This is a genomic window from Actinomyces massiliensis 4401292, assembly GCF_000269805.1.
Lineage (GTDB): Bacteria > Actinomycetota > Actinomycetes > Actinomycetales > Actinomycetaceae > Actinomyces > Actinomyces massiliensis.
Genome location: NZ_JH711482.1, coordinates 33,499 through 58,165 on the forward strand (window position 1 = coordinate 33,499; position 24,667 = coordinate 58,165).

General features: G+C 69.4%; 19 protein-coding genes. 11 read left to right on the forward strand and 8 right to left on the reverse strand.

Annotated features, from left to right (window positions below):
* Nucleotides 1-2: 2 nt before the first annotated feature.
* A complete protein-coding gene (gene ypfJ / locus W5W_RS0108605) occupies nt 3-917 on the reverse strand; it encodes a KPN_02809 family neutral zinc metallopeptidase (RefSeq protein ID WP_017195115.1) in 915 nt (304 codons plus the stop codon).
* A gap of 74 nt (nt 918-991) precedes the next feature.
* Here ypfJ and W5W_RS0108610 point away from each other — a divergent pair, with 74 nt between their 5' ends.
* Both W5W_RS0108610 and W5W_RS0108615 read left to right on the forward strand, forming a co-directional pair.
* Entirely contained in the window at nt 992-2,050 is a 1,059-nt protein-coding gene (locus W5W_RS0108610; protein WP_008732570.1) for a quinone-dependent dihydroorotate dehydrogenase, read from the forward strand.
* 116 nt (nt 2,051-2,166) lie between these two features.
* Nucleotides 2,167-3,441: an MFS transporter gene (locus tag W5W_RS0108615; RefSeq protein WP_017195116.1), complete on the forward strand. Its 1,275-nt coding sequence runs from the start codon at nt 2,167-2,169 to the stop codon at nt 3,439-3,441.
* A 15-nt stretch (nt 3,442-3,456) separates the two neighbouring features.
* Here W5W_RS0108615 and W5W_RS0108620 read toward each other — a convergent pair whose 3' ends face one another.
* Both W5W_RS0108620 and W5W_RS0108625 read right to left on the reverse strand, forming a co-directional pair.
* The gene (locus W5W_RS0108620; protein WP_008730828.1) at nt 3,457-4,464 is read right to left on the reverse strand and encodes an aldo/keto reductase family protein; all 1,008 of its coding nucleotides are present in this window, start codon (nt 4,462-4,464) and stop codon (nt 3,457-3,459) included.
* A gap of 39 nt (nt 4,465-4,503) precedes the next feature.
* Nucleotides 4,504-5,103: a DUF3043 domain-containing protein gene (locus tag W5W_RS0108625; RefSeq protein ID WP_029574197.1), complete on the reverse strand. Its 600-nt coding sequence runs from the start codon at nt 5,101-5,103 to the stop codon at nt 4,504-4,506.
* A gap of 40 nt (nt 5,104-5,143) precedes the next feature.
* Here W5W_RS0108625 and W5W_RS0108630 point away from each other — a divergent pair, with 40 nt between their 5' ends.
* Both W5W_RS0108630 and W5W_RS0108635 read left to right on the forward strand, forming a co-directional pair.
* Complete coding sequence (locus tag W5W_RS0108630) at nt 5,144-6,565, forward strand: dipeptidase (protein ID WP_008730818.1); 1,422 nt, start codon at nt 5,144-5,146, stop codon at nt 6,563-6,565.
* A gap of 16 nt (nt 6,566-6,581) precedes the next feature.
* Nucleotides 6,582-7,775 (forward strand): glycerate kinase, encoded by a 1,194-nt coding sequence (locus W5W_RS0108635; RefSeq protein ID WP_008730829.1) that lies wholly within the window; start codon nt 6,582-6,584, stop codon nt 7,773-7,775.
* Between the two features lie 33 nt (nt 7,776-7,808).
* Here the strand turns inward: W5W_RS0108635 and W5W_RS0108640 are convergent, their stop codons facing one another.
* The gene (locus tag W5W_RS0108640) at nt 7,809-8,834 is read right to left on the reverse strand and encodes a LacI family DNA-binding transcriptional regulator (protein ID WP_008730827.1); all 1,026 of its coding nucleotides are present in this window, start codon (nt 8,832-8,834) and stop codon (nt 7,809-7,811) included.
* A 630-nt stretch (nt 8,835-9,464) separates the two neighbouring features.
* Nucleotides 9,465-10,691 carry an alpha-amylase family protein gene (locus W5W_RS0108645; protein WP_008730825.1) on the reverse strand — a complete coding sequence of 409 codons (1,227 nt, stop codon included), beginning with the start codon at nt 10,689-10,691 and terminating at the stop codon, nt 9,465-9,467.
* A 134-nt stretch (nt 10,692-10,825) separates the two neighbouring features.
* Here W5W_RS0108645 and W5W_RS0108650 point away from each other — a divergent pair, with 134 nt between their 5' ends.
* From W5W_RS0108650 to holA, 6 genes are all read left to right on the forward strand, one after another.
* Nucleotides 10,826-12,169 carry a deoxyguanosinetriphosphate triphosphohydrolase gene (locus tag W5W_RS0108650; protein ID WP_008730830.1) on the forward strand — a complete coding sequence of 448 codons (1,344 nt, stop codon included), beginning with the start codon at nt 10,826-10,828 and terminating at the stop codon, nt 12,167-12,169.
* Nucleotides 12,170-12,205: 36 nt separating this feature from the next.
* The gene (gene dnaG, locus W5W_RS0108655) at nt 12,206-14,209 is read left to right on the forward strand and encodes a DNA primase (protein WP_008730820.1); all 2,004 of its coding nucleotides are present in this window, start codon (nt 12,206-12,208) and stop codon (nt 14,207-14,209) included.
* A 166-nt stretch (nt 14,210-14,375) separates the two neighbouring features.
* Nucleotides 14,376-15,203, forward strand: coding sequence for a DegV family protein (locus W5W_RS0108660; protein ID WP_017195120.1), 828 nt, complete (start codon nt 14,376-14,378; stop codon nt 15,201-15,203).
* A 235-nt stretch (nt 15,204-15,438) separates the two neighbouring features.
* Nucleotides 15,439-16,176 (forward strand): ComEA family DNA-binding protein, encoded by a 738-nt coding sequence (locus tag W5W_RS0108665; protein ID WP_017195121.1) that lies wholly within the window; start codon nt 15,439-15,441, stop codon nt 16,174-16,176.
* A 179-nt stretch (nt 16,177-16,355) separates the two neighbouring features.
* Nucleotides 16,356-17,975: a ComEC/Rec2 family competence protein gene (locus tag W5W_RS14840; RefSeq protein WP_017195122.1), complete on the forward strand. Its 1,620-nt coding sequence runs from the start codon at nt 16,356-16,358 to the stop codon at nt 17,973-17,975.
* Between the two features lie 54 nt (nt 17,976-18,029).
* Nucleotides 18,030-19,061 (forward strand): DNA polymerase III subunit delta, encoded by a 1,032-nt coding sequence (gene holA, locus W5W_RS0108675; RefSeq protein ID WP_008729648.1) that lies wholly within the window; start codon nt 18,030-18,032, stop codon nt 19,059-19,061.
* 159 nt (nt 19,062-19,220) lie between these two features.
* Here holA and W5W_RS0108680 read toward each other — a convergent pair whose 3' ends face one another.
* On the reverse strand, nt 19,221-19,886 hold the full coding sequence (locus tag W5W_RS0108680) for a riboflavin synthase (protein WP_008729647.1): 666 nt from the start codon (nt 19,884-19,886) through the stop codon (nt 19,221-19,223).
* Between the two features lie 136 nt (nt 19,887-20,022).
* Nucleotides 20,023-21,510: a DUF1846 domain-containing protein gene (locus tag W5W_RS0108685; RefSeq protein ID WP_017195123.1), complete on the reverse strand. Its 1,488-nt coding sequence runs from the start codon at nt 21,508-21,510 to the stop codon at nt 20,023-20,025.
* A gap of 345 nt (nt 21,511-21,855) precedes the next feature.
* On the opposite strand from W5W_RS0108685, the gene W5W_RS0108695 reads away from it, so the two are divergent.
* The gene (locus tag W5W_RS0108695) at nt 21,856-24,060 is read left to right on the forward strand and encodes an MMPL family transporter (protein WP_017195124.1); all 2,205 of its coding nucleotides are present in this window, start codon (nt 21,856-21,858) and stop codon (nt 24,058-24,060) included.
* A 156-nt stretch (nt 24,061-24,216) separates the two neighbouring features.
* On the opposite strand, the gene rpsT is transcribed toward W5W_RS0108695, so the two are convergent.
* The gene (gene rpsT / locus W5W_RS0108700; protein WP_008729616.1) at nt 24,217-24,477 is read right to left on the reverse strand and encodes a 30S ribosomal protein S20; all 261 of its coding nucleotides are present in this window, start codon (nt 24,475-24,477) and stop codon (nt 24,217-24,219) included.
* Nucleotides 24,478-24,667 lie beyond the last annotated feature (190 nt).

Consider the following 24,667-nt stretch of genomic DNA (forward strand, 5'->3'; position numbering starts at 1 on the left):
CGTCAGAGATCCGATCCGGGCACCTCGAAGGTGTCGCACTGCTGCGTCGAGCCGGACTCCATGCCGGTTGTGAACCAGCGCACCCGCTGCTCGGAGGAGCCGTGCGTCCACGAGTCGGCGTCCACGCCCCCGCCCGAGCGCTGCTGGATGTGATCATCACCCACGGACTCCGCGGCCTGGATCGCCGAGGAGATCTGCTCCTGACTCGGCTCGGTCAGGAAGGGAACGCCCGTGTCGGGATCGGGCGTCGTCGAGGCGTTGTGCACCCATATGCCCGCGTAGCAATCGGCCTGCAGCTCCAGGCGCACCGAGTCCGAGGTGGCGCCTGTTCCCGAGCGATCGGCGCGATCCATGGTGCCGAGCAGATTCTGAATGTGGTGACCGAACTCATGGGCCACGATGTACTCCTCGGCCAGGGGCGTGTCCTGGGCTCCGACGGTGCGCTCCATGTCGGAGAAGAAGTTCATGTCCAGGTAGACGGTCGAATCCCCCGGGCAGTAGAACGGGCCGACCGAGGACGAGGCGGTGCCGCAGGCCGTGCGCACCGACGAGCCGTCCCACAGGTGGAAGTTGGGCTTGGTGTAGGCGGTGGTGGCCTGCGCGGGCAGCTGCTCGCCCCACACGGCGTCCAGCGACTCGGCTGTCGCCGCCATGCGGCACTGCGGATACTGGTTGGCGGCATCGCCATTGGCGGTGGTGCCGTCCCCGCACACGGACATGTCGATCGACGATGTCGCCGAGCTCGTCGTGCCCTGGTCCTGGCCCAGCAGCCCGGTCAGATCCACGCCGGTGAAGTGGCTGATGAGGAGCACGGCGAGGACCGTGATGATCGACCCGCCGCCGATCGCGGCACCGCGGCCTCCGCCGCCTGTGGAGACACGGTTCGGATCGATCTTGATATCGCGGTTGAAACTCATGATGACCTCGGGCGAAGACGACGGGCTCGCCCAGCGTAGCGTCGTGCGGGCCTCCGTCCGAGTACGCTGGCGGTGTGCTCTACGACCTGCTGTACAAGACCGTCCTGACGCGTATTGATCCCGAGCTCATCCACGACGTATGCATCGAGGCGATCGAGGCCACCAGCAGGGTCCCGCTCGTGCGCGATGCGGTGCGACAGCTGTGGGGGCGCCGCCCGGTCCTCCCGGTTCCCAGCGCCAATCAGGGCGGTCCCTTCATCAGGCCCGTGCCCGGCCTGCTCGGCCTGGCCGCCGGCATGGACAAGGAGGGGCGGGCCGTCGAGGGCATGGACATGCTCGGCTTCGGCTTCATCGAGGTCGGCACCTTCACCGCCAGTGCCCAGGACGGCAACGACAAGCCCCGCATGTGGCGTCACCCGCAGATGCGGGCGATCCGCAATCGCATGGGGTTCAACAACTCCGGTGCCGATGAGGCGGCTCGACGCCTGCGCGCCTTGCGCTCGACCGCACGTGGTCGCTCCATCATCGTGGGCGCCAACATCGGCAAGACCAAGGTCACGGCGCTGACCGACGCCGTCGAGGACTACCGCTACTCGGCCTCGCGAGTGGCGAGATGGGCCGACTATCTGGTCGTCAATGTCTCCAGCCCCAACACGCCCGGGCTGCGAACCCTCCAGAACGTCGATGCGCTGCGCCCCATTCTGGAGGCGGTGCGCGATGCCGGCGATGCCGCCGCGCACCGCCATGTGCCCCTCTTGGTCAAGATAGCTCCGGACCTGGTTGATGAGGACATCGATGCCGTGGCGGACCTGGTGACCGACATGGGACTGGACGGCGTCGTCGCCACCAACACCACCATCGACCACGACCTGGGCGAGGGCGGCCTATCCGGCGCGCCCCTCCTGCCGCGCTCGCTGGAGGTCGTGCGCCGCCTGCGCGCCCGTCTGGGGGAGGGGCCGATCATTATCGGGGTGGGCGGCATCTCCTCCATCATGGACGCCGAGCTCATGCTCGACGCGGGAGCCGATCTGCTCCAGGCCTACTCCGCCTTCGTCTACAACGGCCCGGCCTGGCCCGGCCGCATCAATCGGGCCCTGGCCACCACTCCTCGACGCACTCCCCGATGGCGGTGACACGCAGCGGCCGGTGTTTGATAACCTGCGCGGCGTCGCAATAAGCGGGAGAAGAGACTGCCTGTGAGGTCGGGCCGGCAGTCCGATGCTGTCGTCCTCCCAGGTGCCTCACCGCTATGAATAACCCTGTCGCGCGCTCGAGCCGCGCTGACTCATCCGACTCATCCGCTCGCACTCTTCTGGAGGCCGCCGGGCCGGGCTTCCTCGTCTGCGCCTATCTGGGGCGCCTCCCGGCCGCCATGAATCAGCTCGGCCTGCTTCTGGTCGTCTCCTCCGCCGGGAGGAGCCTGGCGCTGGCCGGTGCCGTGGTCGCCGCCGTCGGCCTGGGAACCGCCTTCGGAGCGCCGCTGATCGGTCGCCTGCACGATCATCTGGGCGCCTGGCGGGTGACGAGCGGCGTGCTCCTGATCCAGACGGCCGCGCTGGTTCTCGTCTGGTGCGCGGTGAGCCGTGCACTGCCCGACTGGGTCATCCTGGCTGCGGGAGCGGTCATGGGCATGGCCAACCCGCAGGCGGGATCGGTTGCGCGCGCCGTGTGGTCCTCGATCGCACGGGCGACCGACCAGCCCGCCCGCGCCCTGAGAATCATCCGCATCGGCATGGGCTGGGAAACCGCTGCCGACGAGACGAGCTTCGTCGTCGGGCCCGTTGCGGCCGGGGGCCTTGTCAGCCTCCTGGGGGCTCAGGGGACTGTCGTCGCGCTCGCCGCGCTGACCCTGGCAGGCGAGGGGCTGTTCGTCGCATGGCTGCTGGTTCACCACGACGCCGGTCATTCTGAGACGGACCGGGGGTCGCGCGGCGAACATGCTCGGGACCGGGCGCGGCCTGCTGCACCGGGGACCGTGGTGGGCGAGATGCTCCCAGTCCTTGTGGTCATCATGGGAGTCGGTGTCGTCTTCGGCACCACGCAGACGGCCCTGACATCCGTCCACGCCGCTCACGGCACCCCGGGACTCACCGGGCCCGTCTACGGCTCCATGGGGATCACCTCCGCCCTGGTCGGCCTGGCGAGCCCGGGGCTGCGCGTCGGGCGCCTGCGCAAGACCGCCCTTGGCGGGATCGTCATACTCCTGTGCTCACTGGCATTGATGGGCGTGCCGTCCGCCATCGCCACGGAAGCCGTCATCCTGTGCCTGGGCGCCGCGGTGGGCATGACCCTGGTGACCTGCTATTCGCGAGTGGAGGAGCTCGCGCCCGCCGGTCGCGTCACCGGCGCCATGACCGTGGCCTCCACGGGCAATGTCCTGGGCGTCTCTCTGGGGAGCCTGGTCACCGGGGCGATCGGGGGCGACCTTCACCTCGGCAATCTGCCCGCCGCCGTGGCCGGGGCGTGCATGGTCGTGGTGGCCCTGGGCGAGGCCGGCCGGGCGGGGCTGCGGCGCCGGGGCTAGCGGCGCCGCCTGCGGTCAGGCCGGGCGCTTGTCCGGCGAGCGGGTCAGGCCCGGGTCGCGGGCGACCACCTCGCCCAGGGCAGTGTCGATCGCCTCCATGACGTCGCCGTCGAGCCTGACGCCGGAGGCCTTGACGTTCTCGACCAGCTGCTCGGGGCGGGAGGCCCCCACCAGGGCTGCGGAGACATAATCGTGCTGCAGGACCCAGGCGATCGCCAGCTGGGGCATGGTCAGCCCGGCGTCCGCGGCGATCGGCTTGAGCTTCTGAACGGCTGCGAGCACCTCGTCGCTCATCCAGCGGGCGATCATGTCCTTGCCGCCCTTGTCGTCGGTGGCGCGGGAGCCGGCCGGGGGCTGCCGGCCGGGCAGGTACTTGCCGGACAGGACGCCCTCGGCCATCGGCGACCATACGATCTGCCCCATGCCCAGCTCGGTGGAGACGGGCACGACGCGCTCCTCGATCACGCGCCACAGCGCCGAGTACTGGGGCTGGTTGGACACCAGGCGGAACCCCATCTGGGCGGCGAGTTCCTGACCCGCCCGGATCTGGTCCGCAGTCCACTCCGAGACCCCGATGTAGAGGGCCTTGCCGGAGCGGACGACGTCGGCGAAGGCCTGCATCGTCTCCTCCAGCGGAGTCTCGTAGTCGTAGCGATGCGCCTGGTAGAGGTCCACGTAGTCCGTGCCCAGGCGGCGCAGTGAGCCGTTGATGCCCTCCATGATGTGCTTGCGCGACAGGCCGACGTCATTGGGGCCCTTGGGGCCGATGGGCCAGTAGACCTTGGTGAAGATCTCCAGGCCCTCCCGGCGCTGCCCCGCCAGTGCTCTGCCGAGGACCTCCTCGGCCCTCGTGTTGGCGTAGACGTCGGCGGTGTCGAAGCTGGTGATACCCAGGTCGAGCGCGGTATGCACGCACTGGATGGCGGTGTCGGCCTCCACCTGGGAGCCGTGGGTGAGCCAGTTGCCGTAGGTGATCTCCGTGATCTTGAGACCGGAGCTGCCGAGATGACGGTATGCGACCATGGCCACAGCCTAGATGGTTGGTTCCGGGCTTGTAAGCGCTCAGGACGGGTACTCGCGGCGGGCGACCTGAGGTGAGGGCTGGCGCCAGCGGCGCAGATTGAAGCAGCGCGAGAAGATGTACCAGAAGATCGTCCCCTGGGCCTGTACCTTGTCCGCCCCGAACTTGGCGTGCAGCCGGCGGCGCACCAGCCACCAGCACACCACGGCGTCGATGATGGACAGGAGGAACACGGCGTACAGGCACATCATGAGCAGCAGCCCGATCTGAGGCATCCGCGTCTGGAATCCGAACATGATGACCATGAGCAGGACGCTCAGCGGCAGGAAGGCCTCGCCCAGGCTGAAGCGGGCGTCCACGTAGTCGCGGATGTAGCGCTTGACCGGCCCCTTGTCGCGGGCCGGCAGATAGCGCTCATCGCCGGTGCGCATGGCCTCGCGCTGACGCCTCCAGGACTCGTCCTGCTCAGCGCGCGCCTTGGCCTTGGCCGCCTTGCGGTCGGTGGGCACCACCGGGTGCAGACGACGCGCCTCGGCGTCCTTGCGCTTGGGCGTGGCGCGCCCCTTCCCTGTTGACTTGGCGGAGGTTTCGACGACCGGCTCGGGCTCGAGCGCAGCGGCGCGCTTCTTGAACAGCTTCACATGAACAGGGTAGCGGCTCACCCGCGATACCCTGAAAACCATGATCACTGCCGCCGCCCTGCGCTCCGCCGTCCATGAGTCCTTCGAGACCGTCGTCTCCGATCTGGTGGAGCTCGTCTCCATCCCCTCGGTGTCGGCCTCCAGTCATGATCAGGCCCAGGTGCGCCGCAGCGCCGAGCACGTCGCCGATCTGCTGCGCGGCGCCGGCCTGGACGCCGAGGTGCTCAGTGTCGAGGGGGCTGACGGCCTCATGGGGCGCCCGGCGGTCCTGGCCCACCGCGAGGGCGCCGCCGGGGCTCCCCGCGTGCTCCTCTACGCCCACCACGACGTCCAGCCCGTCGGCGACCCCTCCGCCTGGGCCCAGGCCGATCCCTTCGCCGCGGAGCGCCGCGGGGAGCGCCTCTTCGGCCGCGGCGCCGCCGACGACGGCGCCGGCGTCGTCACCCACGTCCACGCCCTGCGCGCGCTCGCCGCACTCGCGGATGATGGGCTCCCCTGCTCGGTGACCGTGTTCATCGAGGGGGAGGAAGAGGTCGGCTCGCCCTCTTTCGAGGCCTTCCTGGCCGCCCACCGCGACCGGCTCGCCGCAGATGTCATCGTCGTCGCGGACTCCTCCAACTGGAAGGTCGGCGTTCCGGCCCTGACCACATCCCTGCGCGGTGTCGTGCAGGTCGATGTGCGCCTGGATGTCTTGGATCATGCTCTGCACTCCGGCCAGTACGGCGGTCCGGTCCTGGATGCCGTGACCTCCATGTGCCGCCTGGTGGCAACCCTCCATGACGAGCGCGGCGATGTCGCCGTGCCCGGCCTGGTCTCCCGGCCCCAGGCCGCGCCGGACTTCCCCGACTACCCCGAGGACGCCTTCCGCGCTGATGCGGGTCTCCTGGAGGGAGTCGAGCTGGTCGGCAGCGGTGACCTCACCGCGCGCCTGTGGACCAAGCCGACTCTGACCGTCATCGGCATGGATGTCACTCCTCTGGAACTGGCGGGCAACGTTCTGGCTCCTGCCTGCACGGCGCGCCTGTCCATGCGCATCGCGCCCGGGCAGGACCCGCAGGCCGCCCTGGAGGCGCTGCGCTCTCACCTGGAGGCCCACGCCCCCTTCGGCGCCCGCCTGACCGTGGCGCAGGGCGAGGTCGGCCCCGCCTTCGACGGCTCCTCGGACAGTCCGGCTGGGCGCGCCGCTCACTGGGCACTGACCACCGCCTTCGGGCAGGACTGCGTCGACATCGGTCAGGGCGGCTCCATTCCCTTCATCTCCACTCTTCAGGAGACCTTCCCCGATGCTCAGGTGCTCGTCACCGGCATTGAGGACCCGGACACCCGCGCCCACAGCGAGGACGAGTCCATGCATCTGGGCGACCTCGAGCGCATCGTCATCGGTGAGGCACTGCTCCTGGCGCGTCTGGGCGGGGCGATCGACGGCCCCCAGGATGCTGAGAGCGCAGGGGCGCAGCGGTGAGCGGGGCGGCACGCCTATGAGGATTCTCCTGGCCACGGGGGCCATGTACCCCGAGCCGGGCGGTGCGCCCATCGTCGCCCCGCACGCGGGACTGGCGGCCTCCGACGCGGCGGCGGCGCTCTTGGCGGGCTGGAGGGCCCGGCGCGATGACGACGTGCTGGTCGCACTGCCCATCCCCGACGGCGGTCCCGGCACCGCTCAGGCCATCGGGGCCGATCACGTGTCGGCCCGCCGCGCCCTCCAGGCCTACAGTCCGCTCGGCGAGGTTCGCGAGGTCGACCTGTTGCAGCTTCGTGGAGCATCCGGTGCCCGGGCGCGGGAGGGCGTTGGTCGCACCTGGCTGCTGGACGCGGCCAGACTGACTGCCGTTCCCGCGGATGTCGACCTGGCCGCCAGAGAGGCGCGCGAGGGCACGACCGACGGCCTGGGAGAGGCTCTCGCTCAGGCGTTGACTCTGGTGGGCGCCGGCGACACCCTCGTCGTCGGCCTGGCGCGCTCGGCGGTGCATGACGGCGGACGCGGGCTGCTTGACGGACTTGGCGGGCCAACGGCGGCGCATGCGCTCTTCGAAGGACGGGAGGTGCTGCTGGCTCTCGCCGATGGCATTGCCCTGGGCGGACTGGCGGGGGCCGGCCAGGCCTTGACGACGCTGACGGCATTGAGCCCCGCCGAGGCCCAGGAGCGGGATCGTCTGGCGTGTACTGCGGCCTCCCAGGCGATCGGCCTCATCGGCGCGCCACGTCGCGGGGCGCTGGCTATGGCGGGCAGCGCCGGCGACTCCGAGGACCGTCTGTCGATTTCGTCGTGGGGAACGGGAGCCGCCGGGGGCGGAGCGGCCGTGCTGCGGGCCCTCGGCGCCCGGGCCGTGCCCGGTGCGCGGGTGATGGCTCACCTGCTGGGCCTGGATGATGCTGTGAACGGGCAGGATCTGGTGGTCACGAGCGCGGGGGAGGTCTACGACGTGCTTGCCGACAGTGTCATCGCCGTCGTCGGCACGGCGGCGGGCGCCCTGGCGCTGCCCACCGTGCTCGTGGCCGGACGATCCCTCGTTCCTCGTGGCGAGCTCGCCGAAGCGGGCATCGTCAGTTCCTACGCCCTGGAGGACGCGGGGGCGGGGATCGCCGTCGACTGGAACGAGGGCGGGCCCACAGCCGTTGAGGAGCGCCTGTTCACGATGGGCTCGCGGCTGGCCCGCTCCTGGTCGCGCTGATGCCGCCGGTTGTGAGCAGCGCGGCCAGTGCGATCAACCGACGGTCGTCGGGTGGGGCACCTGAGCGGTCGAACCGCGCACGATGAGGTCCGGGGCGAAGAGCACTTCCCGGTCCGGGATCTCCTCGTCGGCGATGATGGACATGAGCGTGGTGACAGCGGCTCGGCAGATGGCCGCCACGGGCTGGCGCACGGTCGACAGGGGCGGGTTGGTCATGGGGATGAGCGCCGTGTCGTCGTAACCGATCACGGACAGCTCCTCTGGAATGGCCAGCCCGCGGCGACGAGCGCCGCCGATGGCGCCCAGGGCCATGATGTCCGAGCCGCAGACGATGCCCGTGCACCCCTGGTCGATGAGATTGCCGGCGGCAATGGTCCCGCCTTCATAGGAGTAGAGGGTTTCGACGATCCGCAGTGGCTGGTCGGGCAGTGCGGATCGCATGGCGTCCGCGTAGCCCGCGCGCTTGCGCTGAGCGGGGACCATGCGCAGAGGACCCGTGGCCAGTCCGATCCGGGAGTGCCCCAGGCTGGTGAGGTACTCCACCGCGATTCGAGCGGCGGCGCGGTCGTCGGTGGTGAATCCCGGCGCCTTGATCGTTGGAGCGTTTCCGTTGATCGTCACCAGGGGTACGCCCCGTTCGCGCAGCCTCTGGTAGCGGGTCACATCGCTGCTGGTGTCGGAATGCCGACCGGAGACGAAGACGATGCCGGAGACTCCCCGGTCGACGAGCATCTCGATGTACTCGTCCTCGCTCGTTCCCCCCGGTGTCTGCGTGCACAGCAGGGGAGTGTGCCCGCTGGCTGCCAGCAGTTGCTCGATCTCTTGGGCGAAAGCCGGGAAGATTGGGTTCCTCAGCTCCGGAACGACCAGGCCGACCAGTCCTCGCGAGCTCTGCCGCAAGGACTCGGGGCGCTCGTAGCCGAGCAGGTCGAGCGCGACCAGCACTTGGCGTCGGGTGACGTCGGCGACGTTCGACTTCCCATTGAGAACTCGTGAGACCGTCGCGGTGGAAACCCCTGCCTGCTCTGCGATGTCAGCCAGGGTGAGACGCTGCTGCACGGTAGTCATCTCCTAGGTGTCGATCCGGGCGTATGCGCAGCGGCGCGTCCGGCTCCGGCATGGACGAATGGGATGGTGATCGGAATCTGGACTCCTCGGCTTCCGGCTCGTGCAGCGGTTTCATGAGTTTCATACCCGCGGCGTCCACGACGCGGGCGCGCACCACATCGAGAACTCCCGTAGACAGACCTCCGCAATGGAGATCTGAAACATGACCGTACCGTTTCATGGGCCTTGCAGTCTAGTCCGGCATCCGTCGCCTACCGCCCGGTCGACCGGGAGGGCGGCGAGGGCGCAGGGCCTGGTGACGTTGTCGTCGTCTGCGATCTGCAGACTTGCGGGCGGTTCGGGCGGCGATGCGGGGAAGAACGCGATGGGCGCTGTGCGGGCGTGCGTGAAGACGTGCAGGAGGGGATCCCCACTCATCCTCGAGTGTTCGGAACGGGGCGGCTGCGATAGTCGTGGTGGGGCGTGAGCAGGAGTGGCGGGAGCGGGGCAAGCGGGGGAGAAGAAGCGCTGGTGATTCAGCGGATTCAGTGAATTCAGCGGATTGACTGAACTCAGACTGAACTCAGTGAGCCGGGGCGGCTCGGTTCGGGGCGAGAGTGGGGGTGAGGCTCAGGCGCGAGCTCAGGCGACGGTCGAGGCCGAGAGCCAGACCGTCGTCGTGGGCGGCACCACCAGGTGCCTGTCCTCCTGAAGCAGCGCCCCGGAGGCGAGCAGCACCTGGGCCTGCTCGGGCAGCGCCACGCCCTGCTCGGAGGTGTTGACCAGCACCAGGATGTCACGGTTCAGGAAGGTCAGGACATCCGTCGGGCACCAGTCGAGCCCGACGACGAAGGCGAAGGGCCCTGTCGCCAGGGCGTGCTCCCGCCGCACGTAGGTGGCGTGACGCACCGTGGCCAGGGGGGAGCCGAACTGGACGCCCTGCTCGCCCGAGCGCTCATCGATCAGCTCGGCGAGCTCCTGGGTACTGGTCGGCTTGTCCTTGTCCGGAAGGCTGATCTCGTCGCCCTGGCGCAGATAGACCGATCCCGGCAGGGCGAGAACGAGCGCCTGCAGCGCCAGCGAGCGGCGTCCGCGTTCCTCGTCGCCGGTCTCGAACCAGCGGCGCCCGTCGCCGGGGTCGGTTGACTCGACGAGTCGGTAGCTGGGCAGGTAGCGCCACGCGGGCGGGGCTCCGAAACGGTCGTGCTCGTCGAGAGAGTGCGTGATGTGCCGGGTCAAGGACTCCGCGTTCCAGCGGGTGAGCATGAGCGCGTCGTCGCGCAGGTGGTGCAGCCAGTCGTCCTGCAGGTGGTGGCGCAGTGCGGAGGGGTAGTCCGCGGAGACGTCGGCTCCGATGAGGCCGTCGTCGACGTGCTCGGCCACGATGGCCTGCAGGATGGCGAAGTACTCGCTGAGCCGGTTCAGGTCGGTCTCGGCGCTGACCTCGGGGGGCACGATCGTGCCCAGGTCGACTCCGTCGGCACCCTCGGCGAGGAACGCGGCCGCGCGCTCCATGAGCCCCTCCCGACCGCGCTCCTGACCGGTGAAGATCGGGCCCGCGTCGTGGGCGTGAATCCCGGTGACGGGGCCCAGCGCCCCGGAGATCCTGGTGATGACGCGCAGGCCGAGCTCATGAGCCCGGCCTGCGAAGGAGCGGAAGGAGGACAGGTCCCCTGTGGTGGGGACCCGTGAGGGGCGCACGAGCACCACGTTGAAGCCGAGTGAGGCGACATGGTCCAGAACGCCGTGGGCCGCGTCCAGATCGGCGGCGCTGACCTCGAAGGAGTCGATCTCGTAGACGAGGCCGTCGCGCCACCACTCCAGTGGCCCGTTGTAGACGCGGTGGATGAGCGTGGTGGTGGTCGTCACACAGCGGCTCCCTTTCCTCCGGGTCCTGCCCGGCCGATCGATCGATCCGCGCGCCCGGTCGCCCACGGCTTCATGTGCACACAAGATAATTACACAAGTTTACATCTCATAGTAGCCCCCTGCTGAGATACCTTGTGGCCATGTCCACCCACGGGACACCGTCCCACGATCTCATCCCCCACGACGATCATGAGTCCATCGGTGAGGAGCGGGGCGAACTCGCCGGTTACGGGACGAGCGACATCGCCCGCTTCGTGCCCGAGCCCGCGAAGAACCCCCAGCGCACACCCTTCGAGCGCGACCGGGCGCGCGTGCTCCACTCCTCCGCACTGCGCCGCCTGGGCGCCAAGACTCAGGTTCTGGGACCCTCCAGCGACGACTTCGTGCGCACTCGTCTGACGCACTCCCTGGAGGTCGCCCAGGTGGGCCGCGCGCTCGGACAGGCGCTGGGCTGCGATCCCGACGTCGTTGACGCCGCCTGCCTGTCCCACGACCTGGGCCACCCGCCCTACGGGCACAACGGGGAGAAGGCTCTCGATGTCGTGGCCGAGTCCATCGGCGGATTCGAGGGCAACGCCCAGACCCTGCGCATCCTGACCCGCCTGGAGCCCAAGACCATGGACGCCTCCGGACGCTCGGTGGGCGTCAATCTGACTCGGGCCAGCCTCGACGCCGTGGCCAAGTACCCCTGGGCCAGGGGCGAGGGCCCGGGCGGCCCGGAGGGCAACAGTGCGCGCAAGTACTGCTGCTACGACGACGACCGCGAGATCTTCTCCTGGATGCGTGCTGGTGCCCCGGTCGGGCGCCGTTGCCTCGAGGCCCAGCTCATGGACTTCTGCGACGACGTTGGCTACTCGGTCCACGACGTTGAGGACGCCATCGCCCTGCTGCGCATGGACCCGTCCCGACTGCGCGAGGACCGCGAGGTCGACTCCGTCATAGAGGACACCTGCGCCTGGTACGGGGCCGATCTCGACCGGGCCGCGCTCGGCGCGGCCTGGGAGCGACTGGCGGGCCTGCCCAGCTGGATCACGTCCTACAGTGGGGCGCCCGCCGATGCCGCCGGGCTGAAGAACCTCACCAGCCAGCTCATCGGACGCTTCGTGTCCGCCGTCGCCGCGGCCACCCGCGATGTCTTCGGGAGCGGCCCACTGACCCGCTATGACGCCGACCTGATCGTCCCCGATGAGACCGCCGCCGAGATCTTGATCCTCAAGGGCGCCGCTGTGCGATACGTCATGGCCCCGCGCGAGCACGAGCCGGTCTACCTGCGCCAGCGCACCGAGCTGTTCGACCTGGCCGATGCCCTGCTGTCCGCCAAGGGCGAGTACCTGGAGCCCGTTTTCGCCTCCGCGTGGCGCGAGGCCGACGACGATGCGGGCCGTGTGCGTGCAGTCGTGGACCAGATCGCCTCTCTGACCGACACCTCGGCGCGCGCCTGGCACGCGCGCCTATGCGGCCTGCTCTCCGAGGTCTGAGGCTCCTGCAAAGCGCCTCTCGCCTAGGATGACGCCATGGCGGGACTCATCAAGCGCGAGGACATCGATGCGGTGCGCGAGCGCGCGAGGATCGAGGACGTCGTCGGCGAGCACGTCACCCTCAAGAGCGGGGGAGTGGGCTCGCTGAAGGGACTGTGCCCCTTTCACGATGAGCGCACCCCCTCCTTCAACGTCCGTCCCCAGCTGGGCCTGTGGCACTGCTTCGGCTGCGGCGAGGGCGGTGATGTCATCTCCTTCGTCCAGAAGATCAATAGTCTGTTCTTCGCCGAGGCCGTGGAGTACCTGGCCGGGCGGGTCGGCGTTCAGCTTCGCTACGAGGAGGGCGGCGGCCCGGTCACTCGCGGCATCGAGCCCGGCACGCGTCAGCGCCTCCTGGAGGCCAATCGCCTCGCCGAGGTGTGGTTCCGCGAGCAGCTGGCCACTCCTGCGGCGCAGCCGGGGCGCGCTTTCCTGGGAGGGCGCGCCTTCGGCCCGGAGGAGGCCGCTCATTTCGGGGTCGGCTACGCCCCCTCCGGCTGGGACGGCCTGGCCAACATGCTGCGCTCCCGGGGCTTCACCGAGCACGAACTCGTCGCCTCGGGCCTGTGCGGTCAGGGGGGCGCCGGCGGTTCGCGGATCTACGACCGCTTCCGCGATCGTCTCATGTGGCCCATACGCGATGTCACCGGCGCCACCGTCGGATTCGGCGGCAGACGCCTGTCGGAGGAGGACGCCGCTGTCCCCAAGTACCTCAACACCCCTGAGACCGCGATCTACCACAAGGGCCAGGTGCTCTACGGCCTGGATTTGGCCAAGCGCGATATCGCGCGCGATCACCGTGTCGTCGTCGTCGAGGGCTACACGGACGTCATGGCCGCCCATCTGTCCGGGGTGACCACCGCGGTGGCCACCTGCGGCACCGCCTTCGGCGCGGATCACGTGCGCATCGTGCGCCGCCTCCTGGGGGACGCCGCCGATCCCTCCGCCGGCGTCATCGCCGGTAATCGTGCCCGCGGTGGGGAGGTCGTCTTCACCTTCGACGGCGATGCCGCCGGGCAGAAGGCGGCTCTGCGCGCTTACGGTGAGGACCAGCACTTCGCCGCGCAGACCTTCGTGGCGGTTGATCCGCACGGATACGATCCCTGCGATCTGCGCATGGCCGAGGGCAATGATGCGATCCCACGGCTGCTGGAACGGCGGGTGCCCCTGTTCGAGTTCGTCGTGCGCACCTGCCTGGCCGACCTCGACCTGGACACCGCCGAGGGACGGGTGCGCGGCCTGCGCTCCGCCGCGCCGATCATCGCCGGTATCCGTGACCGGGCGCTGCGGCGGGAGTACACGCGGCGTCTGGCCGGATGGCTCGGCATGCCCGACTCCGAGGCCGTGGGGGCGGTGCGCGCCGCCGAGCGCCGGGGCGCGAGCGGTCCGGGCTCGCCAGGACCCGGCCCGCAGAACGCTCCGGATGCCGGAGCCGCTCCGGCCGGACTGCCACCGGTTGGCGACCCGGTGGCCAGACTCGAACGCCAGGCCCTGGAGGTGATCGTCCAGATGCCCGTGGTCGCCGCACGGGTCGGTGCCGATGACATCAGCCCGGTGGCGTTCGCCGTGCCGGTCCACCGGGCCGTGTTCGAGGCCATTGAGGCAGCCGGCGGGGCCGCAGAGGTCCCCAGTCTCATCTCCCGGGCCGAGGACTCCGGTCTGGCCCGCGCCGACGCCGTCAACCGGGCCACCGTCCACTGGATCGAGCAGGTGCGCGCCGGGGCCATAGGGCCGGTCAGCGCCGCCATCACCGAGTTGGCGGTGGCGCCCCTGCCTCTGACCCCGCCCCGGGAGCGGGGGGCCGAGCCCGAGCCGCACGTCGTCGAGCGCTACGCGCGGGGCGTCCTGTCGGCCCTGGCCCGGACCGGGATCAACCGCGAGCTCGCCGAACTGCGCGCCAGGCACCGTCGCATGACTGCCGATGACGCGGACTACCGCGACGTCTTCGAACAGATCGTGGGCCTGGAGAACCGGCGCATGCAGATCGCTCGGGAGTCATGAGGATCCCCCGGGCCCGAGCCCGGCCGAGGTGCGGATGCGGGAGCACCCTGCCGATATCGACCGGGCCTCAGTGGGCGCAGAAGCATGACGCGGAAGCACGGGGCCGCAGACCGCGCAGGCCGCGCAGACCGCAGAATCTTCCCCCACCACCATTTACCCTAAAGCCATGACCCTCGCCGTCGTCACCGATTCCGCCGCTTGTCTGCCGCCGGCGCTCGCGGACCGCTGCGGCATTGAAGTCGTGCCGCTCCATGCGATCGAGGATGGTGAGACTCCGTCCACCGCGCGGCCAAGTGTCGCTGAACTCGCGGCCGCCTACGCCTTCGCCCTGGAGCGCGCCGATGAGGTCCTCGCCATCCACATCAGCTCGGTGCTGTCGGGCACGGTGGACAACGCCCGTCTCGCCGCCCAAGAGCTCGCCGCCGGAGGCCGCTCGGTCCTCGTCCTGGACTCCGGCGTCTCCGGCGGGGCGCTGGGCCTGGCCGCCCTGGCGGCGGGCGAGGCCGGTGATGCGCGCCGCGGCGCTGCCCGGGCCCGGGAGTCTGCGTCGCGCTCCCACACCTTCTTCCTGGTCGAGGATCTGTCTGGCCTGCGGCGCAGCGGGCGCGTGGACCGCACGACCGGTCTGATGGGCGGCGCTCTCGGGATCCGGCCCGTGCTCACCATGTCAGCGGCAGGCGTTGCCGTCGCCGAGACCGTGCGCGGTTCGGCAAGGGCGCGGCGCCATTTGATCGCCCAGGCCGTTCGTGCCGCGGGCGGCGCGCATCTGAGCGGGCCGAGGCCGCCGGTCGAGCCCGTGCGCCTGGCCGTCCATTACGGGGAGGATCCTGCCCAGGGCAGGGAGCTCGAGAACGACCTGGCCGAGGCGATGGCTCAGGCCGGGGCGGTCGTGGAGTCCATCATGCGCTCGCCGGTGGACGCCGCCCACCGCGTCCACCTGGGCCCCGGGGCGCTGGGCATCGCCATCGCCCCTTGGCTGGGGCGCGGAAGGTGACCGTCACCGGGGCCGCGCGAGCCTGAGGTCCGCACGCACCGTCTGCGATCCAGCAGCACCGGAAGCGCGCACACCGGACCTGCACGGCTCCACAAGCGGGTCTCGTGCACCCTCGCGCAGCTGCTGTCCACAGGCGGTGAGCGCCCCCGATCACCGCGGTTCTACCGTCGTCGTCATGAGTGGTCGACGAGCGTTACGACGGGGCGGGCGGTCCCTCCAGAGCCTCGAGAGTCTTGTGCGCCTGGCCTGCTCCACCGACCCGGAGGAGCCGGTTCGCAGGCCCCGGCGCGCCGCCGTGGCGCCACGGGCCGCAATGATCCTGGGCGCCGCCCTCCTCGCCCTTGCACTCCTCCTTGCGCTGCGCACAGTGCTGACCTCACCTGGCTCCCGGTCTCAAGCCATCCCGGCGGCGACCACGACATCCGGAGCCGACGAGACGCCGGTGGGCGGGCGCTCCATTGATAATAATTCGGCGGGAACGGGCGCACTTCCGGGAGCGACCAGTGCCGAGCCGAATGGAACCGGCGAGCTTCTCGTGCACGTCATCGGCGCCGTTCACACGCCGGGTGTTGTCAGACTCCCCGCGGGCTCGCGCGTCGTCGACGCCATTGATGCGGCCGGCGGAGCGTGCGAGGACGCCCAGACCGATCAGCTCAACCTCGCCAGGCCCGTGACTGACGGCGAACAGGTGCGCGTCCCGGTGACGGGCGAGGCGCTCGAAGCGGCCCCTTCTGCGGATTCGGGCTCGGCCACGCCCACCGCTGGCGCGACGAATGGCTCGGGTCTGGTGAACATCAACACCGCCTCCGCCGACGATCTCGAGAAACTGCCCGGGATCGGGCCCGCCCTGGCTGAGCGGATCATCAGCCATCGACAGGCCAACGGCCCCTTCGCGAGCCTCGACGATCTGACGGACGTGCCCGGCATTGGGAAGGCCAAGCTCGAGGCCCTCAAGACGGAGGCGACCGTATGAGCCCGCCCTGTGGAGACCCTTCCTCTCAGGGAGGCCGCCTGACCGGGAAGCAGAACGCTCCAGCATCGAGTCCGGCCCTGAGTCAGGCACCGAGTCAGGCATGGGCCCCAGTCCCAGGGGACGAGCCCGTCGAACCAGGAGGTTCACGGCGTTCGAGGAGCAGGCATCCTCATCACCGAGTGCGCGAATCCGCTCCCGCCGCACTGGATGTGCGTCTGCTCCTGCCGGCCCTGGCCGCCTGGGCCAGTGCCGCCTGGGCCATCGGCCTTCCCGGTGAGCGGGCGTGGTCCCGAATCCTGATGGCGGCCCTCGTCCTGATGGTCCTCGCCCTCCCCCTGGGGATCTGCACTCATCGTTTCCGGCCTCCGCGGCACCGCTACGATCCGCGTCCCGGTGCCGGAGACCTGAAAGGATCTGCTGTTGGATCGGTGTGCGCCGGCCTTCTGCTGAGCACGGTCGCCGCGGTGGCGGTACTCGCCGTAGCCGCCGCCGGCTCATGGAGTCGGGCCGCTGACCCCTTGAGCCGGGCGGTTGCCGACGGGCGCACCGTCACGCTCATCGGCACCGTGAAGGCCGAGCCGCGTGCAGTGCCCGGGCCCGGCCGTACCACCGTGGTGACGGAGCTCGCCGTCACCACTGTCGACAAGCGCGCTTCCCGCCTGAGCGCCCTGGTTCTGGGCGGCCAGGAGTGGTTCGACATGCCCATGGGCGCCACCGTGCGCGTGCGCGCGGTGCCCAGTCCCGGCGATCCGGGGGAGGCGAACGCCGCCGTCGTGGGCTCTGGCGCTGCTGTTCGGCTCATCGCACCGCCGGCAGGTGCTCTGGCCGTGGTCGGCTCACTGCGAGCCGGGCTCGCCGATGCTGTGCAGCATCCGCACGCGGTGTCGGGCCGATGGCGCTGGCCGGCTGGGGCGCCCGAGCTCGTCTCCGGGGTGGCGCTGGGAGACGACCATGCTCTGCCCGCCGATGTCCGCAAGGACATGCGCACCGTATCGATGACCCATCTCACAGCGGTGTCGGGAGAGCATGTTGCCATTGTCCTGGGCCTGGTCATGAGCGGCCTCGGGGTGCTTCCCAGGCGGTGGCGGGCCCTCGTCGGCGTTTTGGTACTGGCGGCGCTGGTCGTCCTGGTGCGGCCCGGCGGCTCTGTTCTGCGGGCGGCGGCCATGGGCGGGGTTCTGCTCATGGGCGCGGCCTCCGGAAGGCGCTCGGCATCCCTGCCGGCGCTGGGCGCTGCCATCATCGTTCTGCTGCTCATCGATCCCTGGCAGGCACGCTCCTTCGGCTTCGCCCTCTCGGTTGTGGCGACGGCGGGGATCCTGCTGGGTGCGCAGCCCGCGCGGGCGGCGCTGTCCCGGAGGCTGCCCCGGTGGGCGGCCGGGGCTCTGGCTGTGCCGTTGACCGCCCAGGCCGCCTGCGCCCCGGTCCTCGTGCTCATCCAGCCCCAGGTGAGCACGTGGGCGGTGCCGGCCAACGTCCTGGCGGCACCGGTCGTGCCCGTGGCAACCGTGGCCGGGCTGCTCGCAGCACTCGTGGCGCCGTGGTGGTCCGCGCTCGCGAGCGCTGTGGTCCTGCCCGCCGCCGCCTGCTGCTCCTGGTTGGTGGTTGTCGCCGGATTCTTCGCCGACCTGCCGGCAGCGAGCCTGGGGTGGCCCGGCGGGCGCGGCGGCGCCCTCGCTCTGGCGGCGCTCGAGGCCGTCGGAGCGGCGGTAGCCTCACGGCGGGGGCGCGCGAGTCTGCTGGCTGCCTGTGGGGCTTGTGGGTCCTGCCTGCGAGGCTCGCACCGACGCCGCCTGTGATCGGCCCGTGTTCGCCTCGACGGGTATCTCGGCGCTGCGTGGCAGGCTTGCCCCATGGCACCGACCCGACGCTCCTCCCGAGGCTCCCGACGCACACCGGAAGGACCCGCCTGGGATCAGGTCGACCTCGCACCGGTCGTCCTCATCCGCGCGGGCGAGGAGATCCTCGCCGACCGCGCGGTGAGCCGGCTTCTGGCTCAAGCGCGTCAGCAGGATCCCTCCACCGAGATCAGCACGATCGAGGCCGCCGCCTACGAGCCCCACCAGCTCGACACCCTCGCGTCCCCCTCTCTCTTCGGCGAGCCGAAACTCGTGCTGGTGCCCGCCCTGGAGCAGATGAACGACGCGCTGTTGACGGACCTGCTGGCCTACATCTCCGCTCCGGCCCCCGAGGTCGTCGTCCTGCTGCGCCACAACGGCGGCCAGCGCGGCAGAAAGCTCCTCAACGCCCTGGCCAAGTCGCCCTACCCCGTGGTGACCATCGAGGCCGTCAAGTCTCCCAAGGACAAGGCCGCGCTCGTGAGCTCTGATGCGCGCCGCATGGGCCGCCGTATGGAGCCCGAGGCCGTTGGCGCGCTCGTCGACGCCCTCGGCTCCGATTTGCGCGAGCTGTGCTCGGCCGTCGATCAGCTCGTCGCCGACACGCAGGGCACCATCACCCTCCAGGCGGTCAATACCTACTACGCGGGGCGATTCGAGGCCACCGGCTTCACCGTGGCGGATGCGGCGGCGGCGGGCAACGTCGCCAAGGCCATCACCGCTCTGCGTCACGCCATCGCCACCGGCACCGATCCAGTGCCGATCGTCGCCGCCCTGGCGATGAAGATCCGTCAGCTGGCCCGTGTAGCCGCCCTGGGGGGCAGGCGGGGCATGAGTCCCAAGGATCTGGGTATGGCGCCCTGGCAGGTCGATCGCGCTCGCCGCGAGTTGTCCGGCTGGTCTGATGACGCCCTGGCCGTTGCCATTACCGCGGTCGCCCGAGCGGATGCCGAGGTCAAGGGCGAGGCGCGCGACCCCGTTCATGCCGTCGAGCGGGCAGTGCTCACCATCTGCAACGCCCGCCGGGGGCGGCTTCCCGCCCGTTGACGTCGCGCCTGAACCCTGAACCTTGAGTCCTGAGCTACTGCTGGTGTCGGGGCGCCTGCCCGGGGGACGGGCGGCGCCCGCCCGTCTCAATCAGCCGGCCGTTGAGGCGGCATTGCTGCGTTTACTGCGCGACTGACTCCTGCATTCCTGAGTCACGCATCACCGCGCCTGCTGTGCGACCGTGCCCAGGAGACGCTCGATGTACTTGGCCATGACGTCGACTTCCAGGTTGACGCTGTCACCTGGCTGTTTGACGCCCAGGGTCGTGCGGCGCAGGGTCTCGGGGATCAGGCAGACGGTCAGCGATCCCGAGGAGCCGGTGCTCTCTGAGACCTCGACTGTTCCGGCGACCTCGGCGGCTCTGATGACATCGGCGACATCGACCACGGTCAGCGACACCCCGTCGATGGCGATAGAGCCTTTGACCGCGACGTAGCGAGTCAGGTCCTCGGGCACCGAGACGCGCAGCATGTCCCAGTGGTCCTCGTGGCGGCGCTCGAGGATCTGTGCTGTGGCGTCGACATGGCCCTGAACGATATGCCCGCCCATGCGGTCGGCGGGGCGCAGCGCCCGCTCTAGGTTGACCGGACTGCCGACGGCCAGCTCGCCCAGTCCGGTCCGCTCGAGCGTCTCGGCCATGAGATCGGCGGTGAAGGCGTCGTGGCGGGGCTCGGCGACGGTCAGGCAGCACCCGTTGACGCAGATGGAGTCACCCGGTCGAGTCCCCTCCATGGCTCGCGGGGCGTGGACCGTCAGCCTTGCCGACGCCCCCGTGCGTTCCACGCGCTCCACGCGCCCGAGCTCCTCAACGATTCCGGTGAACATGATGATCCTCCTGTGCCTGCGAGATGATGATGGCCGCGCCCCCTCCCGCCCCGGGGCCTTCAGGAACTCAGGACCTCAGGAAATCGGGACACGTGGGCAACACGGGAAATCCGGCGCGGCCGGGCTCTGATGCTCGTCAGCGCTTGCGGTACAACGACTTGGTCGCGTACACGGGCTCGTTGGTGACCTGGATTCCGAGAGAGCGGAAGATGCCCTCGTCCACGCTTCCCAGGATCGTCGAGGTGTGCACGTCGCACCCGCGCAGGTTCTCCAGCTGCGACAGGGCGAGTGCGGCGTTGCGGTCGCCGTTGGCCGACACGGCCAGGGCGATGAGCACCTCGTCGGTGTGCAAGCGCGGGTTGTGACTTCCCAAGTGCTGGGTCTTGAGCGTTTGGATCGGCTCGATCGAGCTCTTGGACAGCAGGTCCACGTCCCGGCCGATCCCCGCCAGACGCTTGAGCGCGTTGAGCAGCATGGCCGAGCAGCAGCCCAGCAGCGGGGAGGTCTTGCCGAGCTCGATCGTCCCGTCGGGCAGCTCGATCGCGGAGGCGGGCGCTCCGGTGGATGCCGCCAGGCGCAGTGTGGGCGGCACCACGGGACGATCCTTCTTCTCGATACCGAGCCTGGACATGAGCAGAGAGATGCGTGCGGATTGAACCGGGTCGGTCATGTTGCGCTTCTCGTCCACGAGCGCCTTGTAATAACGACGGATGACCTCCTGCTTGCTGGCCTCGCGGCAGACCTCGTCGTTGCTGATGCAGGAGCCCGCCATGTTGACGCCCATCTCCGTGGGGGACCGGTAGGGCGAGGCCCCCAGGATCTCCTCGAACAGGCGGGTCAGGACGGGGAAGACCTCGACATCGCGGTTGTAGTTGACGGTCTGGATGCCGTGGGCGGCCAGGTGGAAGGGATCGATCATGTTGACGTCGTCGAGGTCTGCGGTAGCGGCCTCGTAGGCGATGTTCACCGGGTGATCCAGGGGCAGGTTCCAGATCGGGAAGGTCTCGAACTTGGCGTAGCCGGAGGACAGGCCGCGGGCATGGTCGTGGTACATCTGCGACAGGCAGGTGGCCATCTTGCCGCTGCCCGGCCCCGGAGCGGTGACGACGACGAGATTGCGGGACGTCTCGATGTACTCATTGCGCCCATAGCCCTGCTCGGAGACGATGAGGGCGACGTCCCCGGGATATCCGGGGATCGGATAGTGGCGGTAGACCGTGATGCCCAGCTTCTCCAGCTTGCGCTTGAAGTCCCGGGCCTGGGGGTTGTCCTCGGTCCACTGGGTGATGACGACGCTTCCCACCAGCAGGCCGTAGGAGCGGAAGGCGTCGATGTGCCGCAGAACCTCGTCCTCGTAGCCGGTGCCGAGGTCCGCGCGAACCTTGTTCCGGGCGAGATCCCTCGCATTGACGGCGACGATGATCTCGACCTCGTCGGCGAGCTCGGCGAGCATGACGATCTTGTTGTCCGGGGTGAAGCCGGGCAGTACGCGCGAAGCGTGCATATCATCGATGAGCTTGCCCCCGAACTCAAGGTAGAGCTTGCCGCCGAACTGGGCACGGCGCTCCGCAATGCGCTCGGACTGCATGCGCAAGTACTTGTCCCGATCGAAGCCTATGCGCATGCGCACTCCTGACTGAGTTGTGAATTGACTGGGGCGAGATGAATCAGTTCGGCCAGATCGCGCCGGCCTTCAGCATCTTAACGCTGCCGGACGTCGGTCGCCGTGAGGCGGGCGTAAGCCACGCCATCGTGAAGATCTCACAACATTTCTTTAAGATATAAACACCCCTGAAAGGTTTATTTTATGAACAATGCGTCGTCCGCCGAATCCGCTGAGACCACTGATTCCGCCGATTCGGACCAATCAGCATCTACTCCATCTGCACCATCCGCACCGCCTGGATCACGCGCGTCGTCACCGTGGGTCCAGCAAGTCTCGAAATACCCGCAGTCCTCGGCATCGGGAATGAGCCGAGCGCCCAGGTGGCTGCGTGTCCTCCTGCCCGCCGTGCTCATCCTGGTATGGGTGAGCGCTGCGGGGATCGGGGGACCCTACTTCGGCCGTGTCTCCGAGGTGTCCTCCAATGACCAAACGGCCTTCCTTCCGGAGTCCGCCGACGCCACCCAGGTTCAACACGTGCTCGGTGAGTTCACCGACTCCGACGAGGTACCCGCGATCGCTGTCTTCGTCGGCGACAGCGAGCTGAGCCAGGACCAGCTCGAGCAGATCAGTCAACAGGTCGGTGGACTCGCAGAGATCGAGGGCGTGGGCACTCCATCTCCCGCGCTGCCCTCCGAGGACGGGATGGCTGTCCAGGCCTTCGTGCCCATCGACTCCGGGACCGATATCGCCGACGTGGCGAACGCAGTTTCCGACACCCTGCGTGCCGAGGCGCCTGAAGGAGTCACTGTCCACCTCACGGGCCCGGCCGGCCTGAGCGCCGACCTCATCGGGGCCTTCGCCGGTATTGACGGCCTGCTCCTGGGAGTGGCTCTCCTGGTGGTGCTCGTCATTCTCCTGTTCGTCTACCGCTCCGTCCTGCTGCCGGTGGCCGTGCTCTCGACCAGCCTGTTCGCCCTGTGCGCCGCCCTGCTGACGATATGGTGGCTCGCCAAGTGGGGGATCCTGCTCCTGAGCGGCCAGACCCAGGGGATCCTGTTCATCCTCGTGATCGGGGCGGCAACGGATTACTCCCTACTCCTCGTCGCCCGCTACCGCGAGGAGCTGCGGGTGACTCAGGACGCCTGGCAGGCCTGCTGGAAAGCTCTCAAGGGCTCGGTTGAGCCGATCGTGGCCTCCGGCGGGACAGTCATCGCCGGGCTGCTCACACTGACCCTGTCCGATCTGAAGTCGAACAGCACACTGGGGCCGGTCACCGCGATCGGCATCGTCTTCGCCATGGTCTCCGCCCTGACGCTTCTGCCGGCCATCCTGGTGCTGTTCGGACGCACCGCCTTCTGGCCGAAGCGGCCGCTCTACGAACCCGAGGCGGTTGCCGCCGATCACAGTGGTGCCTCCTCCGGCCTGTGGGCCAGGATCTCCCGTCTGCTGGGGGAGCGTCCGCGCATGGTCTGGGTGGTCACCGCCGTCGTCCTGCTCGTGGGGGCCCTTGGCGTCACCCAGCTCAAGGCCGACGGCGTGCCCTCCTCGGATCTGGTCCTGGGCGCCTCTCAGGCGCGCGAGGGACAGGTCGCACTGGGCGAGCACTTCCCGGGAGGGTCCGGCAGTCCCGTGAGGGTGGTGGCAGGTGAGGAGCAGCTTCAAGCGGTTTCCGACGTGCTGCTCGCCAGCCCCGGGATCGACGGGGTGAGCGTGACCTCCGCCGACTCGCCCAGCGGTTCGGCGCCGGTCACCGAGGACGGCATCACCGCCTACGGGCCGCCCGGAACTCCCGCACCCGCGCCCACCGTTGTGGATGGCCGCGTTCTCATTCAGGGCACGCTGGTCGATGCGGCGGACTCTCAGGCCGCGGGCGATACGGTGCGCGATCTGCGCGCCGAGCTCTCCCAGGAGGCTCCGGGCGCACTGGTCGGGGGCGTGACGGCCACGGCCGTGGACACCAACAGGGCTGCGATTCATGACCGCAACCTCATCATTCCGATCATCCTCGTCGTCATCCTGCTCATCCTCATTGCGCTGCTGCGCTCCGTTGTCGCACCGGTGCTGCTCATCGCGACCACGGTGATCTCGTTCGGCACTGCCATGGGGGTCTCCGCCGTCGTGTTCAACCACCTTCTGCACTTCCCGGGCGCCGATCCCGCGGTGCCGTTGTACGGCTTCGTCTTCCTCGTCGCCCTGGGCATCGACTACAACATCTTCCTGATGACCCGAGTGCGAGAGGAGGCGATCGAGCACGGCACTCGTGAGGGAATTCTGCGAGGGCTCACCATCACGGCGGGGGTCATCACCTCGGCGGGCATGGTGCTGGCTGCGACCTTCGCGTCCTTGGCCGTGATTCCGATCCTCTTCCTCGCTCAGCTCGCCTTCATCGTCGCCTTCGGCGTCCTGCTCGACACCTTCGTCGTGCGTTCGCTGCTCGTGCCGGCCCTGTCCTATGACATCGGCAGGGCGATCTGGTGGCCATCCCGGCTCGTCCGGAAGGCCGACGACGCACCCCTGCCGGTCAGGGATGACCAGGATGCTCCTGGCGGCACCGACGGCGCAAAGTAGGTCTGCAGAGTAGGTCTACTGACACGGCTCGGAGAGCCGTCAAGGGCGCCTCCCCATAGCAGGGAGGCGCCCTTGACGTAACGTCTGGCTGCGGCTGTTCGGGCCGGCCCGAGCCGGCGCCTGCGGATGCCGATCCCGATCGGCTCTCAGCCGGCCTCAGAGAGTGGCGACGCGCTTGGCGAGCTTGGACTTGCGGTTCGCGGCCTGGTTCTTGTGGATGACGCCCTTGGAGACGGCCTTGTCCAGCTTGCGGGAGGCCTTCCGCAGGTGCTCCTCGGCGGCGGCCTTGTCGCCGGCGTCGATGGCCTCCCGGACGCGACGCACATAGGTCTTGAGCTCGGACTTGACGGACTGGTTGCGCAGGCGGGCCTTCTCGTTGGTCTTGATGCGCTTGATCTGGGACTTGATGTTCGCCACGGTTGGTGAGAGCTTTCTTGAATCGAGTGTGGTCAGCGGCCGGAGAGGAGGGTTCGCGCACACGGGTCCGACGAGAGCTGGTGGAAGCACGCGACGAGACCCGGTCGCCGGACCCCGCAGCCGGCCAGGCCAGAGGTCCAAGAAAGCACTTTAGCATTTGTCGCCGTGGTGGCCTCGGGGAGCTGCTCGC